This is a genomic window from Corynebacterium nasorum, from assembly GCF_032821635.1.
In the GTDB taxonomy this organism is placed as follows: Bacteria; Actinomycetota; Actinomycetes; order Mycobacteriales; family Mycobacteriaceae; genus Corynebacterium; species Corynebacterium kefirresidentii.
In genome coordinates, this window is record NZ_JAVBIE010000013.1 from 65,556 (window position 1) to 84,027 (window position 18,472).

General features: G+C 57.0%; 18 protein-coding genes. 11 read left to right on the forward strand and 7 right to left on the reverse strand.

Translation table 11 applies throughout. From position 1 onward, the window contains the following. Positions 1-90 precede the first annotated feature (90 nt). Entirely contained in the window at positions 91-1,089 is a 999-nt protein-coding gene (locus RAE07_RS10310) for an NUDIX hydrolase (protein WP_239205614.1), read from the reverse strand. Positions 1,090-1,251: 162 nt separating this feature from the next. Here RAE07_RS10310 and RAE07_RS10315 point away from each other — a divergent pair, with 162 nt between their 5' ends. After that, positions 1,252-2,250 carry an NAD(P)H-dependent glycerol-3-phosphate dehydrogenase gene (locus RAE07_RS10315; RefSeq protein ID WP_023021677.1) on the forward strand — a complete coding sequence of 333 codons (999 nt, stop codon included), beginning with the start codon at positions 1,252-1,254 and terminating at the stop codon, positions 2,248-2,250. Between the two features lie 22 nt (positions 2,251-2,272). Beyond that, on the forward strand, positions 2,273-3,334 hold the full coding sequence (locus RAE07_RS10320) for a D-alanine--D-alanine ligase family protein (protein ID WP_023021676.1): 1,062 nt from the start codon (positions 2,273-2,275) through the stop codon (positions 3,332-3,334). A gap of 14 nt (positions 3,335-3,348) precedes the next feature. Here the strand turns inward: RAE07_RS10320 and RAE07_RS10325 are convergent, their stop codons facing one another. Then, a complete protein-coding gene (locus RAE07_RS10325) occupies positions 3,349-4,248 on the reverse strand; it encodes a DUF3515 domain-containing protein (protein ID WP_316328148.1) in 900 nt (299 codons plus the stop codon). On the opposite strand from RAE07_RS10325, the gene RAE07_RS10330 reads away from it, so the two are divergent. From RAE07_RS10330 to RAE07_RS10365, 8 genes are read left to right on the forward strand one after another with little or no spacing between them, the layout of a single operon-like run. After that, entirely contained in the window at positions 4,196-5,233 is a 1,038-nt protein-coding gene (locus RAE07_RS10330; RefSeq protein WP_317001789.1) for a thiamine-phosphate kinase, read from the forward strand. The genes RAE07_RS10325 and RAE07_RS10330 overlap by 53 nt on opposite strands. A gap of 2 nt (positions 5,234-5,235) precedes the next feature. Further along, the gene (locus RAE07_RS10335; RefSeq protein ID WP_317001790.1) at positions 5,236-5,874 is read left to right on the forward strand and encodes a uracil-DNA glycosylase; all 639 of its coding nucleotides are present in this window, start codon (positions 5,236-5,238) and stop codon (positions 5,872-5,874) included. Positions 5,875-5,884: 10 nt separating this feature from the next. Further along, complete coding sequence (locus RAE07_RS10340) at positions 5,885-7,228, forward strand: DAK2 domain-containing protein (protein ID WP_317001791.1); 1,344 nt, start codon at positions 5,885-5,887, stop codon at positions 7,226-7,228. A gap of 2 nt (positions 7,229-7,230) precedes the next feature. Further along, the gene (locus RAE07_RS10345; protein WP_239208466.1) at positions 7,231-9,363 is read left to right on the forward strand and encodes an ATP-dependent DNA helicase RecG; all 2,133 of its coding nucleotides are present in this window, start codon (positions 7,231-7,233) and stop codon (positions 9,361-9,363) included. Between the two features lie 19 nt (positions 9,364-9,382). Then, positions 9,383-9,595, forward strand: coding sequence for an acetyl-CoA carboxylase biotin carboxyl carrier protein subunit (locus tag RAE07_RS10350; protein ID WP_200287600.1), 213 nt, complete (start codon positions 9,383-9,385; stop codon positions 9,593-9,595). Continuing rightward, positions 9,596-10,177: a 16S rRNA (guanine(966)-N(2))-methyltransferase RsmD gene (gene rsmD / locus RAE07_RS10355; protein ID WP_200287598.1), complete on the forward strand. Its 582-nt coding sequence runs from the start codon at positions 9,596-9,598 to the stop codon at positions 10,175-10,177. A gap of 29 nt (positions 10,178-10,206) precedes the next feature. Further along, complete coding sequence (coaD, locus tag RAE07_RS10360; protein ID WP_023021668.1) at positions 10,207-10,680, forward strand: pantetheine-phosphate adenylyltransferase; 474 nt, start codon at positions 10,207-10,209, stop codon at positions 10,678-10,680. Further along, positions 10,677-11,420, forward strand: a complete 744-nt coding sequence (locus RAE07_RS10365) for a sulfite exporter TauE/SafE family protein (RefSeq protein ID WP_259824324.1) — start codon at positions 10,677-10,679, stop codon at positions 11,418-11,420. The genes coaD and RAE07_RS10365 overlap by 4 nt, the downstream gene beginning before the upstream one ends. An 84-nt stretch (positions 11,421-11,504) precedes the next feature. Here the strand turns inward: RAE07_RS10365 and RAE07_RS10370 are convergent, their stop codons facing one another. Genes RAE07_RS10370 through RAE07_RS10385 form a run of 4 tightly spaced genes read right to left on the reverse strand, consistent with a single transcriptional unit; the run spans position 11,505 to position 14,938 of the window. Then, positions 11,505-12,269, reverse strand: coding sequence for an amino acid ABC transporter ATP-binding protein (locus tag RAE07_RS10370; RefSeq protein WP_023021666.1), 765 nt, complete (start codon positions 12,267-12,269; stop codon positions 11,505-11,507). Continuing rightward, positions 12,269-13,222 (reverse strand): amino acid ABC transporter permease, encoded by a 954-nt coding sequence (locus RAE07_RS10375; RefSeq protein ID WP_259824323.1) that lies wholly within the window; start codon positions 13,220-13,222, stop codon positions 12,269-12,271. The genes RAE07_RS10370 and RAE07_RS10375 overlap by 1 nt, the downstream gene beginning before the upstream one ends. Next, entirely contained in the window at positions 13,215-14,102 is an 888-nt protein-coding gene (locus RAE07_RS10380) for an ABC transporter substrate-binding protein (RefSeq protein WP_200287596.1), read from the reverse strand. Before RAE07_RS10380 ends, RAE07_RS10375 begins: the two co-directional genes overlap by 8 nt. Further along, complete coding sequence (locus RAE07_RS10385; RefSeq protein ID WP_200287594.1) at positions 14,102-14,938, reverse strand: DUF368 domain-containing protein; 837 nt, start codon at positions 14,936-14,938, stop codon at positions 14,102-14,104. The genes RAE07_RS10380 and RAE07_RS10385 overlap by 1 nt, the downstream gene beginning before the upstream one ends. A gap of 443 nt (positions 14,939-15,381) precedes the next feature. Here RAE07_RS10385 and RAE07_RS10390 point away from each other — a divergent pair, with 443 nt between their 5' ends. Beyond that, a complete protein-coding gene (locus tag RAE07_RS10390; protein ID WP_200287592.1) occupies positions 15,382-17,565 on the forward strand; it encodes a LamG-like jellyroll fold domain-containing protein in 2,184 nt (727 codons plus the stop codon). Between the two features lie 106 nt (positions 17,566-17,671). On the opposite strand, the gene RAE07_RS10395 is transcribed toward RAE07_RS10390, so the two are convergent. Further along, positions 17,672-17,854, reverse strand: a complete 183-nt coding sequence (locus RAE07_RS10395; protein ID WP_239205600.1) for a hypothetical protein — start codon at positions 17,852-17,854, stop codon at positions 17,672-17,674. Positions 17,855-18,472: the final 618 nt, after the last annotated feature.

Consider the following 18,472-nt stretch of genomic DNA (forward strand, 5'->3'; position numbering starts at 1 on the left):
GCACGATAGTTGCGCAAGTAAGGCCCTGCTCGTCCGCCGCATGAGATGGAAGGCAGGGCCTTAATTGTTGGTCGGGGAGGAACTAGGAAACTAGCGCACCGGCAGTGGGCTAGCCAGGTAATCGGCGCCGGTGAGCTCGCCGTTGTTGAAAGACAAGACCCACACAGAAGACTTCTTGAACTTCAGCTTGTCCACCGGCTTTTTAAGGAACTTTGGGGCGAGGTCCTCGATGATGCCGGGGATGGTGCCGCCTTGGCTGACAATAACGGGCACCCCGCCTTCGTTTACCACGCGGCGGAAGGCCTTCTTGGCTGCTTCTGGGTCGTTTTCCCAAGCCTCGTCGCCAAAGTTCTTATTGATGGAGATGTCCTTGCCCAGTTCGTCGGCAAGCGGGGCAGCTGTCTGCTGGCAACGTTGGGGCAGCGCAGAGTAAATGGCAGTGGGCTGATAAGCGCTGAGCATCGGGACCAGCATTTCCGCTTGGCGACGCCCCTTCTTATCGAGCGGCCGCAGGTTATCATCGCCTTCCCAGCTGCCGCTTTCATGCGCATGGGCGTGGCGGACATAAAGAACGCGCGTGGCCGGCGCGATGCGTAGGCGTTTGGCGGCTTTAGCCACCACTGCGGTATCTACGTCGTAGGACAAGAGATTTTGCGCCTCGTCGATAGGTAACCAGCGCAACTCATCGGTCTCACTATTGGCGGAATAGGTGCCGCCCAAATACTTAGCGACCCAGTAGTAGACGACCTTGGTCCGCCCCTGGACCGGGTAGGTTACCTTGCCAATGAGCTTGCCTAGCCGGACGCTGAATCCGGTCTCTTCCAGGATTTCCCTGGCTGCGGTGGTAGGAAGAGACTCGCCGGGATCCACCTTGCCCTTGGGCAGGGACCAATCATCGTAATGGGGACGGTGGATTAGCGCGATTTCCGGTTCCTGCGGAGAACCACGCCAGATAACGGCGCCGGCGGCAAGGGTAGTGCGGTGGAATTCTTTGGCTGGATCCACCGGGATTTCTTGATGGCGACCGGAAATGAATTCCTCGTGCTGTTGATCCTTGTCGGTTTCGTGCATCTTTTTAATATTGGGCATCGTCTGCCTCCACGGGGCCTTTCCACAGTAATTGGCTTCATTTAAACAACGTCTAAGCGCCCATTGTCCCACGGGTTAGGCGCGGTGTGCATCCCTGCCACACGGTCGGACAGACATGCTTTAAAGTTGAGGTTATAGCTTTGCACGTTTGGAGGAGACACCATGGTTAATGTTGCGGTGATGGGTGCCGGTTCTTGGGGCACTACCTTGGCCAAGGTCTTTGCGGATGCCGGAAATGACGTTCGCCTGTGGGCCCGCCGCGCAGAGTTGGCGCAAGCTATCAACGAGACCCACACTAATCCGGACTACTTGCCGGATACCCGCCTACCGGCGGCTGTGCGGGCGACTCATGATGAAGTGGAAGCATTGTCATGTGCCGAGGTCGTCGTATTCGGCGTTCCCTCCCAAACCTTGCGCGGCAACGTGGAAAAGTGGGCCCCGCATCTGCCTCAAAACGCGACCTTGGTCTCCATTTCCAAGGGTGTGGAGACCACCACGCTCAAGCGCATGAGCGAGGTCATCATGGATGCGGCGGGAGTGCCAGCAGACCGCGTGGCGGTACTTTCTGGCCCGAACCTGGCTAAAGAGATTGCCGCAGGCCAAGTGGCCGCCACAGTAATCGCCTGCCCAGATGAGGAACGCGCAAAGCGCGTCCAGGCGGCGGTGGCCGCGCCGTACTTGCGCCCGTATACCAACACCGATGTTATTGGTGCGGAAATCGGCGGCGCCTGCAAAAACGTCATCGCATTAGCCTGCGGTATAGCCTCTGGCAAGGGATTAGGCAATAACACCATGGCCACCATCATTACCCGCGGTTTGGCAGAAATTACCCGCCTCGGCGTGGAGTTGGGGGCGGATCCATTTACCTTCTCCGGCTTGGCTGGCTTGGGTGACTTGGTGGCAACATGTACCTCGACATTGTCGCGCAACCGTACTTTTGGCTATCGCCTGGGCCAAGGCGGCACCATTGAAGAGGCCAAGGCCGCCACCAACGGGCAGGTTGCGGAGGGCGTCTACTCCTGTGATTCTATCTACCGCCTAGCCCAGCAGGCAGACGTAGAGATGCCGATTACCCACGCGGTTTATGGTGTCTGCTACGAGGGCATGGCGGTGGAAGATATGATCATCGCTCTGATGGGTCGGTCCAAGAAGTCGGAGTAGGTCAAGGGTAAAATCTGCGGGCATGACTGAAAAGACCCGCGTGGCCGTTATCTATGGCGGCCGTAGCACCGAGCACTCCGTATCCTGCGTCTCTGCAGGTGCGATCATGAATCACCTCGATCCTGAAAAATTCGAGGTGGTGCCTATCGGCATCACCCGCGAGGGCACGTGGACGCCCGGCACCACTGAGGGACTAGAGATTGTCAATGGTGTCATGCCAGAAGTCAGGCGAGGGGCGGAACTAACGCTTTCCCTGGATCCTAATGCCAGGGGCCAGTTCCATAACGTCACCGATGGCACGCTCTTTGCTGAGGTTGATGTGGTATTTCCCATCCTGCACGGGCCCTTTGGTGAAGACGGCACCGTCCAAGGTCTCTTTGAGCTCTCCGGCCTGCCCTATGTCGGGCCGGGCGTATTGGCTTCCTCGGTGGGCATGGATAAGGAATTTACCAAAAAGGTACTGGCAGCGGCAGGCCTGCCCGTAGCGCCCGAGGTCATTCTGAAGGGTCGTACCGAGCTCAGCGAGGAAGAAAAGCAGCACCTAGGGTTGCCCGTCTTTGTAAAGCCCGCCCGAGGCGGATCATCAATCGGCGTATCCAAAGTGAATAGCTGGGAAGAATTCCCCGCAGCCGTTGACCTTGCTCTAGAAGACGACGAGAAAATCCTGGTGGAGCCAGAAATCGTAGGCCAAGAGGTAGAAATCGGCGTTTTGCACTATGCCGACGGCACACTGTTGGCGTCTGTTCCGGCACTGCTGGCGGGCATTGATGATTCTGACGAGGGCTTTTATGGTTTTGACACAAAGTACCTCGATAATGTGGTTACCGCGGAAATCCCTGCGCCTTTCACGCCTGAGTTGACCGAGAAGCTGCGCGACATGGCTGTTCGCGCATTCGAGGCCCTAAATTGTGAGGGCCTATCCCGGGTGGATTTCTTCGTTACCGAAGATTCCGTGTACATCAATGAAATCAATACTCTGCCGGGCTTTACCCCGATTTCGATGTATCCCCAGGTGCTCGCCGCTTCGGGTGTGGAGTACCCCGCTTTGCTTGAGGCACTCATTGAGCAGGCGCTAGCAAAGTAGGGACGGAGTACTTTCTACTTTTCAGCGGTGTGCTTGGCGAGTACATCGCCAATCTCCACCAGTGCCGCTTGCGCGGCATCCTGTGGGGCGTGCAGGGCTAGGTAGTTTTCGCGGCCGAGGGCGAACCACGTGCCGGCTGTGGTGCCGTGGGCCAAGGTGGTGTCCTCGAACCACGGAATCTCGTTGACTTGCTGCAGCTTGACCCCAGCACGATAGTTTTCGGGCTTGGCCACACCGCAACGGGCCACGATGTCTTCGCGGCCATCGGCGCTCCACACAAAGGTATTCTTCTCCGCAACCTCGCGACGGTGGTAGCCCTCGGCCACCGAATCAGGCAGGGCCTTTGCTATATCGGCGCACCTTTGGTCATCGCCCGCCTTGAGCTCCTTGAGCGGGGCCTTATGAGCGGGGGCAGGCTTTTCTTTGAGTTCTGAGAGGGCGTCGTTAAGCTCGCCCGGCTCGGCGTCGGTGGGGGCAGTAACGGCGACGATAGGGAAGCGCTGCGCCGTATACCAGGTGGTTAGGTTGGATCCCGGCGTGGCATCGCGCACCTTGTACCACTTTTCTCCCTCTAGGTCTTGGGTCTGGGCATACTCGGTGTACTGGAAAGGCATGTCCACGCCGCAGCGCACGGTGACCTTATCCTCAGAGTTAGCTGCCCACGCAGCGACACCGGAGGGCACAGGCTCGGCAATGTCTGCGCGCGGCTTATCCATGACCTCATCCGGCAGGGAGTCGATAAAGCTATGGCAGGCTTGTGAATCTGCTTCCTTGGATTCCACGGGGGAGACCGCCACGGGTGCTTTGGCGATGTTATTGAATACGTACTTTGCGCCGAAGAGGACCGCCAGAACCATCACTATGGATAACCCAAGTGAAATGAAGATCGCGGTGCGGTTAAATTGGGATGTCATAAGGGCTCATAGTATCGAAAGGACGCTGGTGAACTTAACTCAGACTCTCGCAGAGGTGGGAGAACGCAACGCCATTCGGGAAATTACCTCTGTGGCCTCGAGCAGGCTCAACGGAGATGACGCGGCGGTATTGCCTAGCGCACCACCGAATTCCCGCACCGTGGCAGCCACGGATTTGATGGTGGAGGGGCGTCATTTCCTGCGCGAGTGGTCTACCCCGCGCGAGATTGGTAAGAAAGCTATCTTGCGCAACTTCGCCGATGTTGAAGCCATGGGGGCGCGACCCGTTGCTGCCCTTTTAGCCATCGCCGCGCCAGGTGATACCCCAGTGTCCTTCGTGCGGGGCATCGCTGAGGGCATTGCGGAGCATAGCTCTTTCTATAATGCCGAGTTGGTGGGCGGTGACCTCACGAAGTCTGATCTTTTGGTCATCAACATTTCGGCCGTGGGTTTCCTCGGCGGCAGCCTTCCTGCCCTGACCTTGGACGGTGCGCGGGCAGGCCAGCACGTGGTAGCGCATGGCAAGATTGGCCACTCGGCCGCCGGTTTGGCCTTGTTAGAGCGCTTCGGTCGGAACCTGCCTGCAGGGCATGAGCACCTCCAGCCGCTTATTGACGCCCATTGCGCACCCTGGCTTAATCCCGGCCGCGGTGTCATTGCCCGCGCCGCTGGGGTTACCGCCATGACGGATAACTCCGACGGCTTGATCCAAGACTGCACCACGATGTCTGAACACTCTTGCGTGCATATGGATTTGGATCCGCAGGCTTTGCAGCCGGAAGATTTGCTGTGCGAGGCCGCAGACCTTGTGGACTGTGACCCGTGGGAATGGGTACTAAGCGGCGGTGAAGACCACACCTTAATAGGCACGACCGCGAAGGACACCCCCTCCGGATTCCGGAAAATTGGCACCGTAACTCGGGGCTGCGGGGTTACGGTGGGAGGAAAGACACCGAGCTATCAGAAAGGCTGGCGAAGCTTTTAAATATGCACCCCACCTATCACCCTTCATGGGAGCCGGTGCTGGCGCCGGTAATAGAAGAGCAATGGCCACGGATTTCTCACGCCCTTGAGGGCCAGGAATATCTGCCCCCAGCTGAGGATGTTTGTCGCGCGCTGCGCATGCCACTAGATGAGGTCCGTGTGCTCATCGTGGGCCAAGACCCGTATCCCACCCCAGGGCATGCCGTGGGCATGGCCTTTTCTACTCGCCCCGGCGTGAAGCCCCCGCGTTCTTTGGTCAATATTTACCGTGAACTTCACGATGATGTGGGGATCAACGGCCGAGAGGACGGCGATTTGAGTGCTTGGGCTGACCAAGGCGTATTGCTACTTAACAGGGTGCTGACCGTAGCCCCAGGCCAAGCAGGCTCGCACCGTCGCATCGGATGGGAAGAAATCACCGAGGCTGCCATCCGCGCGCTCAACCGCAGCCCCATGGTGGCGATCCTCTGGGGCCGCGATGCGCAAGCGTGTGAGCGCTTTCTTTCCGACGTCCCGTGTATCAAGTCTCCACACCCCTCACCGCTTTCTGCCAGCCGTGGCTTTTTCGGTTCTAGGCCCTTTTCCCGGGCAAACGCCCTTTTGCGGGACCAAGGCGCGCAGGAAATAGACTGGCGCTTGTAAACTATTGCGCATGTCATATCCCAGCACGCTGGATTCCTGCGGCCTGCGCAATTGGGCTACCCGCGCCGTGGGGGAATTAGCCCATCGCCGCGAGGAAATTAACGCACTGAATGTCTTTCCGGTACCGGATTCGGATACTGGTTCAAATATGGCGCACACCATGGAAGCAGCGGTTGCGGAGCTCGACAAAGGTGGCGATGTAGCTGATTCCCTCGCGCGTGGGGCGGTGCGTGGGGCACGCGGAAATTCGGGCATGGTGTTGTCTCAGGTTCTGCGCGGCGTAGCGGAGTCCACGGTGGACTCAGTTATTGACGGCTCCGTTTTTGCCCGTTCTTTGCAGCAGGCCGTGGAGTTGGTGGACCGAGCCATCGCCGAGCCAGTGGAAGGCACGGTTATTACGGTTTTGCGTGCAGCAGCGGAAGCCGCCGACGACTCCGCGGCGCGTCCTGGCACGACCTTGCACGGCATCGTCAGCGGCGCAATCTCGGCCGCTCGGACTGCCCTAGAGCGCACCCCATCGCAATTGCCAGCCCTGCAGGAGGCTGGAGTAGTGGATGCTGGCGGAGCCGGCCTCGTGATTCTCTTAGAGTCCCTTCTCGCGGAGATTGAGGGCTCTACTGGGCATGCAGGTCTACCCGCCCCAGAAGAGGTCACCGTGCTGGAAGTGGTCTTTTTCTATGAAGGAGATATCGACGCGCTGCAGGCGGCAATCGCACCGATGGGAGATAGCTTGGTCATCGCTCGCGCTACCGAGGACAGGGCTAATGTGCATATCCACTCTCCGCAGGCGGGCGCCGTCATTGAGACAGCTTTTGCTAAGGGAAAAGTGACCAACTTGCACCTTGAGGTGCTGCCGGCTCCCACCGAACCCGCCGCCGAAGAATCAGTTGTTCGCCGGGTATACGCAGCCGCGCCGGCCGGGCCTATTACCGATCTTTTGGAATCTGCGGGCGTTACCGTTGTGCCACCGGAGAAACCCATTGCGGCCGAAGAGGAGGATATTGTCCTAGTTACGGGGCTGAGCTCGCAGACTGGTGCCGGGCGAGTAGTGCCTGCACAGTCGCTAGTTGCTGCCTTGGCCGCTATCTCTGTCAATGAACCTAATAACCCAGATACCGGTGCTGTGGTCGCTGCTATGCGCGATGCAGCCAATTCCATGCGCGTAGCTTATCCCAGCCAGGAAACCCTTGCGTCAATCAGCGCCACCTGTCGCGATCTCTTGGCAGAAGGCGGGGAGCAGGTCACCATCTTAAGCGCCCTTGACGTAGATGAGGAGGATTTGGGCCAACAGCTACATGTGGATGTGGTGGCGCTTAACGTTCCGGATATTGCAACCGAAATCGGAGTGGAGTAGCAATGCTCGGCTGGCAGGACAACCGACCGTTGACGGAGGTTCTTGCGGCGAAAGACGCCGCGAAGATTACCAAGGCGTTGGGGTATGAGACCTGCGGTGAGCTTTTGGCTCACTATCCGCGAGACTATATTCGCCACAACAAGGACGTGGGCCTAGGAGACGCTGCGGAGGGCGATATCGTCACCGTTACCGGGACTATTACCGGCTTCAACCGGCATGACAGGGGCAAGACCACCATCATCAATGTCCAGCTCGATGACAGCATTATGGCGACTTTTTTCAATGCCAATTACGTCATGCGCATGCTGCATCGCGGACAGCGCGTCATGATGAGCGGCAAGCTCAAATTCTTCCGCAACCAACCGCAGCTGCAACAGCCAGACTTTGTGGAAATCGATGCGTTCGGCCGTCCCGATGGTGAAGTGGATGACTACCGCCAGCCGGCGGCCGAATCTGGAAAGAAGAATCGGCCCAAGGCCACCGGCTCATTGCGGAACCTCTCGCAGTTTGGGAGGCTCGACCAGCTCCTTTTGGAACGAGAATGGATCCCGGTGTACCCAGCCACGTCCAAGGTGACCTCCTGGTACATCATGGGGGCTATTCACTACGTCCTATCTAAGACCCCGCCCATCGAAGAGCCACTGGATTATCAAATGATAATCAGCCTGGATAACGCGGTGCGGGAAATTCACGAGCCTGGTAAGGCAGGGCCTTATCGTGCTATCCAAAGGCTTAAATATAACGAGGCTTTGTCAATTGGCTTGGTGATGGCATTGCGCCAGCGCGATGCGGAAGCTCGAACCGCTCCGACCATGCCGGCAACCTTAGGCGGCTTCCGCGAAGAACTGCTAAGCCATTTGCCTTTCGAGCTCACCCAAGGGCAGCGGCGTGTTATCAGTGAGATTGAAGATGACCTAGCCCGCCCATTGCCCATGATGCGTTTGCTGCAAGGCGAGGTCGGCTCGGGCAAAACCATGGTGGCTACCTGCGCTATGCTGCAGGCTGTTGACGCAGGAACTCAGGCGGCGTTTCTAGCGCCTACTGAGGTGCTGGCTTCCCAGCACGCTGCCTCCATCGGAACCGCTGTTCCTGAAGGCGTCACGGTGGTACTTCTCACCGGCTCGATGCGCACTGCGGATAAACGGCAGGCATTGCTGGATATCGTTTCCGGAGATGCGGACATCATTATTGGAACCCATGCCATCATCCAAGACACAGTGGAGTTCTTCAACCTTGGACTAGTGGTAGTAGATGAGCAGCACCGGTTCGGCGTAGAGCAGCGCGATAGCCTGAGACTGAAGGCTAACGAGGGGCTAAGTCCTCACGTACTGGTGATGACGGCTACGCCGATTCCTCGCACCATCGCGATGACCGTCTTCGGCGACCTTGCCGTATCGACCCTTACTGAGCTGCCTGGTGGCCGCAAACCTATTCAGTCAGCGGTGGTAGCTGAGTGGCGCCCTACCTGGGTATTGCGCGCCCTTGAGCGGATTCGCGAGGAAGTGGCCCACGGCCACCAAGCCTATATCGTCTGCCCGCGCATTGAAGGAAAAGGCGGAGTGCTAGAGCTTGCGGAGCAGCTGGAAAACGGGCCGTTTAAAGGGCTGCGCATAGCAATCTTGCATGGAAAGATGCCCAATAAAGACGAGGTTATGACGTCATTTGCTAGGGGAGAGATCGATGTCTTGGTCTCTACCACGGTCATCGAGGTGGGTGTGGATGTTCCCAATGCTACGGTGATGCTCATCCGTGAGGCCGAGCATTTCGGCGTCTCCCAGTTGCATCAGCTGCGTGGGCGTGTGGGACGAGGCGGCAATGCCTCTATTTGTCTTCTGCACACTATGGCAGGCGATAACACTCCGTCCTTCCGCCGCATCAATCAGATTGCCCAAACCTCGTCCGGATTTGAGCTGGCCGAGCTCGACTTGCGTCAGCGCCAAGAGGGAGACATTTTGGGCACCATGCAGTCCGGAACACACCGTACGCTGCGGCTATTAAATCTGGCGGATGACCAAGACATTGTGGAACGCACCCATACGGATGCCCGCGCAATGGTGATGCGCAATCCCGAGTTGGCCGAGGAACTCACGCGCAACTTGAGTGAAAGCGAACAGGAATACTTGGAGAAGAACTAAGACAGGTTAACCTAGAAGCATGAACGTCCTTGTCCCCTTTGCAGGCATCTTCCGCTGCCAGGTGAATGGGGGAGGCACCGTTGATATCGGCGTCGCGCCCGCGATCGTCGACGCCACGGAACTAGTCGCTTCCGTAGCGAGCCCAAGACTAAGCAAGGCATACCGCATTGTAGTCGCTGGCTTGAGGGACGTGGTAGCCGGAGACCTTTTGATGGAGATTGGAGAAATATAAATGACGCGCATTATTGCCGGCGAGGCCCGCGGCCGCACCATTAAGGTGCCTGCCGAAGGAACCCGGCCTACTGCAGACCGTGCCCGTGAAGGGCTTTTTTCATCCCTCGCGGCACGGTGGGGCTTTGCCGGTTCTTCGGTTCTCGACCTATTTGCTGGTTCCGGTGCACTCGGCCTTGAGGCAGCTAGCCGTGGAGCAGAAGAAATTGTACTAGTGGAATCTTCGGCGGATGCGGTGAAGATCATTCGGCATAACATGGGCGTCGTCAAGCACCCCGGCGTGCGCGTGCAAGAGATGAAGGTAGGCACCTACCTGGCAAGTGCCCCGCGGCGGCACTTCGATCTGGTGTTGGCGGACCCGCCCTATGCTTTTGATGAGGTAGATGAACTCATCGCCGCCATTGAACCGGTGTTAAGTGATAACGCCATGGTAGTCATTGAGCGCCACGTTGATTCCGCAGCAACTGCGTGGCCTGCAGGTTTTGAGCCCACTGGTCAGAAACTGAAGAAGCGTACCTTTGGCATCGCGCGCATGGATATGGCGGTCTATACCCGCCCTGGCAGCGAGGAAACCGAAGACTAAACCCCTGAAGAAAAGGAAGCGACAAAAGCATGACTAAGGCCGTGTGCCCAGGATCATTCGACCCCGTGACCTTAGGTCACGTCGACATCATTAACCGCGCTAAGCAAATGTTTGATGAGGTCACCGTATTGGTAACCGGTAATCCTGACAAACCCTCCGGGCTCTTTAGCGTGGATGAGCGTATGGAACTAATTCGCCAGAGCGTGGATTCTTCCATCAAGGTGGACTACTGCTCTGGGCTTTTGGTGGACTACACCACTGAGCATGGGGTGGATGTTTTGGTGAAAGGGCTGCGCAGCTCCCTAGATTATGAATATGAGCTGCCTATGGCGCAGATGAATCGGCGCCTTTCCGGCATTGATACCGTCTTTTTGCTCACGGACGAAAAATACGGCTATATCAGTTCCTCACTGTGTAAGCAGGTGGCGAAGTTTGGCGGGGACGTGACCGGCATGTTTCCTGAAGCCGTAGGCCGTGCGGTAAAGGAGAAATACCGAAAGTGAGCCTAGCACTGGTCATTTTTCTCGTTGTGGTCGTAGGTTCGACCCTCCAGCGAGTATCTGGAATGGGCCTCGGTCTCATCGGCGGTCCTATTCTCATGCTGATTATGGGGCCGGTAGAAGGAATCTTGGTCATCAACGTTTTAGCCTGCATTAATGCGGTGCTGACCACTTATTCCGTGCGCGAGAATGTGAGCTGGAAGAAATTTGGACTCATAGCCCCGGTCATGGTGATTGGTTCCTTGGCCGCGGCGCTGCTCATTAGGCGCATGGATACAGCAGGTCTTATGATCGTTGTGGGCCTTGCGCTTCTGGCCGCGCTGACGGTAGTGACCTTTGGCAAGAAGTTTGTCCCGCCAATGGAAGGCAAAGGCCCAGCTATTTCCGCGGGCATCCTCGGCGGCTTTACCAATACCTTGGCCGGTGTAGCAGGCCCAGTTATTACCGTCTACGCGCAAGCGGCAAAGTGGCCTCAGCAAGTGTACGCAGCTACGCTGCAACCCATTTTTGTCGTAGGCGGATTCTTTTCTGTCATGACAAAGACGCTTACGGGGGCGGCACACTTTGATGGTTTGCCCTGGGTAATGTGGCCCGCCGGGGTTATGGGAATGTTCGTCGGGATTTGGGCCGGCACCCGCATCGCGCAGCGTGTGCCCCGGGAGAAAGCCCGCGTGCTCTCGCTTAGCGTTGCCGGACTGGGCGCAGCGAGCGCATTGGTTCGCGGCCTGGTAAGCCTCGGTTAAACGCCGCCACCATGAACAAGGCCCGTCGCCTCTGCAGAGACAGAAGCTGACGGGCCTTTGCACAGTCAATCATGTGCTATGGGCTTAGAGTAGGTTGGCCAAAAAGTCCTTGGTACGTGGCTGTTGCGGATTATCCAGCACTTCAGCGGGGCTACCAGACTCGATGACCACGCCGCCGTCCATGAAGAAGACTTTATCTGCCACCTCGCGGGCAAAACCCATCTCGTGGGTGACTACGAGCATGGTCATGCCTTCGGCCGCGAGATCCTTCATTACGCGTAGTACTTCGCCGACAAGCTCGGGGTCGAGGGCTGACGTGGGTTCGTCGAAAAGCATGAGCTTAGGATCCATGGCTACCGCACGAGCGATGGCAACGCGCTGCTGCTGGCCGCCGGAGAGCTGTACGGGGTAATTATTGGCCTTGGAGGCTAAGCCAACATCCTCGAGCAACTCCATCGCGCGGGCGCGGGCAGTTTCCTCTGGGATCTTCTTCACCTGCACCGGTGCCTCAATGATGTTCTCAATCACCGTCCGGTGGGGGAAGAGATTGAAGGATTGAAAGACCATGCCGATATCGGAGCGCTGCTCGGCGGCTTCCTTTTCGCTGATCTCATAGAGGGTCCCGTTTTTCTCGCGGTAGCCAATCAGCTCGCCGTCGACGTACAAGCGCCCGGCCGTTGCTTTATCCAAGTGGTTAACGCAGCGCAGGAAGGTAGACTTGCCGGACCCCGAAGGTCCTAATAGGCAGGCCACCTCGCCGGCTTGGACCTCGAGGTTAATGCCTTTGAGGACCTCAAGCTGCCCGAAGGACTTGTGGACGTTCTGGGCAGAAATCATGGGAGTAGCCATTATTTTTGAGCCTCCGAAATCACGGATACGTTGCGGGGAATGGTTCCTTCAGCATCTGCAAGAGCAGCAAGCTGGCGGCCGGTGAGTTCGCGGGTTGCACCGCGCTCAAAGCGGCGCTCCAAGAAGTACTGACCCACCATAAGTAGGGAAGTAACCACGAGGTACCAAGAAGCCGCGACCAATAGTAGCGGGATGGGCTGGAAAAGGGCGGCGGAAATATCCGTGGTACGGCCGAAGATTTCCTCTGTATAAGGAATGGCCACCACGAGGGAAGAGGTCTTGAGCAAGGAAATAAACTCATTGCCCGTAGGCGGAATGATAATGCGCATGGCCTGCGGAAGGACGGTGCGGCGCATGGTCATCCACCACGACATGCCGAGTGCCTTGGAGGCCTCCTTTTGGCCCTCTGGAACGGAAGTGATGCCCGAGCGCACAATCTCAGCCATATAGGCCGCTTCATTAAGTCCTAGGCCCATCACCGCAAGGAAGAAGGCGTTGGTGAGGATGGTCTGCAAAGACACCTCGGTAAAGCCTAGGTTGATGGACTGGTAGATGGCAGAGAGCAGACCCCAAAACACCAGCTGGACATAAATCGGCGTGCCACGGAATACCCAGAGGAAAATCCAGGACACGGCGCGCAGCACCGGGTTAGGCGACATGCGCATGACCGCAAGCACGGCACCACCGATAACGCCGATGATCATCGACAAAATAGTGATGGCGATGGTGTGCAGGGAAGCGAGCGCGATGCGCTTATCAAAGAGATACTGGAAATAGGTTCCCCAGCCAAAAGCCTCGTTGCGGGCGGAGGCAATGATGAACCACACTCCCAGCACGATGAGTAGGCCAGCGAAGACCCAGCGCCATGGATGGCGCAGGGGGCGGGCCTCGATCTTCGCGGGTTCTTCTTTAGGCTTGGCCGTAGCCGGCGTCGCCGCATTCTCATTAACCATTGATCGGCCTTTCATTAATCATTGCCTGGTCTATTAATCCATCCTCGATGCCCCAGCGGGACAAAATTTCTGCATACTCGCCGGTTTCGATGAGGTGCTGGAGCGCTGCGGCCGATGCCTTGCCCAAATCGGAATCTTTAGGAACTGCGAAGCCATACGGCGAGGCTTGGAACATATCGCCTACCTGCTGCATTTTTCCCTCAGAGCGATTGACCGCCCACGCTGTGACCGGGGAGTCCGCAGACAGGGCATCCGCGCGCCCCATCAGGACGGCCAGCGCGGCGTTATCTCCGGTGTCATAAGACAAGACGGTGAGATCGCCATTACAAGCTTCTTGCTTAGGGCGAACATCATCGGTTTCGGAGACCGTTGTGCGCTGCACTGCGACTGTCAATCCGCAGGGGTTATCGGGGTCGACCTTCCTAGGTCCGTCCACGCGCTCGGCCCACTGGATACCGGCGTAGAGGTGGTCTACAAAGTCGAATTCATTCCGACGGTCTGGGTTATCCGTAAAACCGGATACACCCATATCGATCTGGCCCGATTGCACGGCCGGCAGAATCATGGAGAAGTCCTGCTCCAAGGGCTGGAAATCGAGGCCCAAGACACCTGCTACAGCGCGAGCTAGGTCAAGCTCGACGCCTTGGAGGGCTCCGTGGGAATCCTTAAGCTGAAATGGCGCGTAGGGCGGGTTAGTGCCAGCGGTGAGGACACCATCATTGTCGTCATACATGGCGGCAATCTCCGGTACTACAGAGGTGTGGGGTTCTTCCCAGCCCTCTGGAGTGGAATCTTCCTCGTTGGTGACGCAAGCGCTTAAACCCAAAGTTGGGATAAGGACCGCGGCGATTGTAGCGCGGCGAGACAACGTGCGCGGCATTATTTCTGCGCTGTCCTTTCATTTATGGCGCGAGCTTTCTTCAGGTCAATGAAAATGAACGCGGAAACGATAAGAGCGCCGAGGATGAACATGCCGATGATAATGCCGCTGGAGGCATCCTGGTCAGCACCCCACGGCCACAGTGCACGCAAAGAACCGAGCATGAAACCTGCCATGGCCATCAGCGTAGGGGCTCGGTGATGATCCAGTAAGAAGTTCAAGACCTTGATAAACGCGGCGAGGCCGCACAAGGCACCCAGCGCAAAGACGGCTATGGTGCCGAGATCTCGATCCGATACAGCGCCGATGATGGGTTGGTAGAGCCCCATGGTCAACAAGATGAGCGAGCCGGAAATGCCCGGCAGGATGAGTGCACACACAGCAATGGCGGCGGCAAAGAAAACCACGATAAGGCTGGGGTTCTCATGCGGCTCGGAAGTAAAGCCGGTGATAAAGAAGATGGCAATAGTGGCGATCACAAACGCAATGATGGAAGAAGGGCGCAACCGCTCCTGCTTGGACAGCATAGACAGTGGTACGAAAATAGACACGGCAACCATGCCCAAAAATAGTGCCCCGGACGCGGATACGTGATTTTCCACGAAGTTAGATAGCACGGTGGACATTGCGAAGACTGCGATAAACATGCCGACTGCTACGGAGACAAGGAAGCTCCACTCGACTCTCTTGAAGCGACCAGAGATGAGGTCATTGGCATTGTGGACTGCGCGTTCATAAATACCCACGATGAGCGCCACGGTGCCACCGGAGATTCCGGGCACAAGTTCGGCCATGCCGATGAGGGCACCGCGGATAGCGTTCAAAATGTATTGCATAAATTTAAAATCTACCTGGGAGAGGGCTGGAGTGGCGGGCGACTGGCCTAGGCGGGCGGGGAGAAAGTGCTTCCCGGTGGTGGCCATGTGGACCGCTGTTAATAGTGATGCATATCTTTCATTGAAAGGCGATTGGTTATCCGTCACGGAAAGGGACGTGATTTCTCTAACCGTAGAGGTGAAACAATCATTGAGGCGAATCCTCGTTCATGAATATTCTGTCAGAATAATACACTTAAGTGCAACTATGCAGTTTGGGGCATGGTAGGCGCGGCCTCCTGCAGTCAGGGCTGTTTTATATGGAAGAAACTATAAGTTTCCCATTATTCAGTCTGGTGTTTACGTAGGCGTCAACTAACTGAAAGATTGACTGCCTACTATTTCCTGCGTATTCCCGTCTTTCTCCCGTGCAAATATTCCTTTTCAGTGACCAAGGACTCTCTATGAAGAATCGTTTTGTCCTGCCCGCGGTGACTGTCACCGCGGTGGTGGGAAACCTCATTTTTGTGCCGGCAGCAAGTGCTGCGGAGGGGGCGCCCGAGGGGGCGTCGCCAAGCGAAGGCTCTCGTTTTAGCATCGGTGTACTGCCGGATACCCAGTTCTATTCGCGCTATTCCACCCCAGAGACCGGCAACTTGGCCCAAGCTCGCTACGGCAGCGAACCCTACTTGGCGCAAACCCAATGGTTAGTGGACCATCAAGACGAGTTGAACATGGACTTCGTCACCCACCTGGGTGATGTTGTAGACCAGTGGAACGTGGAGGGCGAATGGCAGGTGGCTGATAAGGCCATGCAGGTCCTCGACGATTCGGACTTGAACTATTCGATCCTGCCAGGCAACCACGATATGGACGTGGAGGGCGCGGCAGCCCACCCGTATGACAAGTGGTTTAGCGCCGACCGCGCTAAGGCCGCCAACTCGGAGACTTTTCAAGAGCGCTACACCGCCGTCAATAATGACTCCGAGGCGCATATCTTTGAAGCCGAAGGCCAGAAATATCTCAATCTAGCCCTGGGCTGGCGCGCTGATGAGAAGGCTATTGCCTGGGCACAAGGCATCATTGATAAGCATCCAGGCCTTCCGGTCATTGTGACCACTCATGAGGCCCTCAATATTGATGGTGAAGGAAACGTCTTCTATTCCGATGACTATGGCAAGGGATTGTGGGATAAGTTCATCAAGAGCAATGATCAGATCTTTCTCGTGATGGGCGGCCACCACCACGGTGCCGGATACCGCGTGGACAAGAACGATGCCGGACATGACGTCGTTTCCATCTTGCAGGACTATCAGATGGCCTACCAGGGCGGCAATGGTTTATTAGGCGTGCTCGAGTTTGACCTTACGGGCAAGCAGCTGGAGATGACCGCGCTTTCGCCGTGGGTGGCGCAAAAGCCGCATGAGGAGCTCACGCAGTTCGATAAGCTCACCTTGGATGATAAGGGCGATAGCTATAGCATTCCGTTCGATTTTGAACAGCGTTTTTCCTCTTTCGCGCCGGAATTCACCGTGGGTGAGGGGCACCAGCCGGACTTAGCGCAGCGCGCCCGCGACATCGCCGCTGAGGGCTATAGGCCCTACACCATTGCGGAGGACGAGCTTCCTAAGGGCGCGGACGATTTTGCCACAAACGACCACACGGTATTCCACTGGCGCCCGGGCGAAGCGCGGGACAAGGATGGGCATGCGCTTGTCGATGGCGCCCCTGCCGGCCGTGGCACCACCATCCCCGATATTGCCAGCGATTCTGGCAGCAACCTGCATCGCGCTGGCGCCATGCTCGGAGACAGGGTGACCTATAGCACCGACCATCACCCGTTGTCCTCTGATGCCGGCTCCCTCTTCTGGTCTGACCCTGCCGGCAAAGTTGGCAATGCCGAGTTCCGTACCGATAAGGGCGCGGCTGCCAATAGCGTCGATACCACCAAGGGATATACCTTCGAATCCTTTGTCAAGATTCCGGAGGATTTCAACGGCGCACAGCATGGTTGGGGAAGTGCGCTCAGCCGTGACTCTGCCATCAATAAACTGGTAGACGGCTCCGAGGACACGGACCCAACCGTCATGTTCGGTATCTCTAACCTCCGCGAGCTGCGCTGGTGGGCGGAGCCGAAGCAGGGAAGCGGCTCTACCGTGTGGTCCCACGAGGTTCCCAAAGACGAGTGGATGCATATCGCCGTGGTCAATGATCCCGAACGCGATAGCGTCGAAATGTTCATCAACGGCGCGCCCATCCTGCGCAATGCCGTAGGCGCCGAGGGACTCCTCCCGCGCGACCTGCAGTGGGTCATGGGTGGTGGCTTTGACAACCAGCGCCCACAAGACCCGTGGTATGGCTGGATCGGCGAGACCCGCCTGACTCAGGGCGTCCTGGGCAAGGACCAGTGGCTTACCGCCCGTGCACACAACGATGGCAAGCCGGCCGATACCGCGCAACCTGCCACGGATGGCTCCGCGTTGAGCTCTAGTACGAGTTCGAAGCCTGGCATCTTAGGAGCAATCCTTGGTATCGCAGGGGTGGCTGGCCTCATTGGACTAGCACTGCCGCAACTGAAGGCTTCCATCCCGCAGATTAACGCGCTCCTGCGTAAGTATCACCTCCCGACTCTGCCCGAGTTGGGCTAAAGCACTGGGTAGAGGGATTTTGCAGTATCAGGCTTTAAAGCTTTAGCTGCACCAAAGCGCTTAGGTTCTTCGCCATAAGGGGAGAGAACCTAAGCGCGTTTTGGTTTTAATCTTCGCCCTGCTTGGAGAGATAATCCACCTTCCACCAAAACCAAGCGGAGGCTGCACCCAACACGACGGGTATCCAGGCTAGGGAAGGGGATTGCACGGCCATCATTGCCAACAATGTAATGAGCGTCAATGCAGTGAAAACTATCGCTTTAATTCTTTCCACTCGCAATCGGTTCATGAAATCTCCTCAATGTGGAAGGTATGCCAAATTTACACAGCCCAAAATAGGAGACTCTTGTCAGAGTGTCAATGATAGTTTACGGTATGTAACGTGAAATGTGCTTAAATTTTGGAATCGATGTCCTAGATTGTTTCGCTGGCGGCTGAAAGGCGCCTCGAGCACAAGGCGGCGAGATGTGAGGTTTGGGAAATGTCTAGTGATCAAACACAGAAGTCTGGGGACAACCTAGGGGATAAGGTCGAAGGAATGTTCCTGGCGGTTGTTGCGTTCGTTCTCATGCTTTCCGTACTTGGCTTAGTTCTGTGCATAGTTCGGTTCGACGATTATGTCGACGCTTTTGTCGTTATTCACCGCAGTTCATTCGACGGAATCGAGGATGCACGCGTGAGGCGGTGGATAATGGGTGTACTTCTACTTATTCGCTCCCTAGCAGCCCTTTCGTGGGTTACATCCTTTTTCCACCTTAAAAAGACGTTAGCTAAGGCGACTAGAAAGCGTGCTGTCAAGGGGTGAATGCGCCACTTCGACCGGGAGGTAGTTGTGACGCGTTGGACTCCGAAGGATGTTAAGGATGCTGCTGTTGAGCGCGTGGTGGCAGGCGAGGCAGTTAGCCTG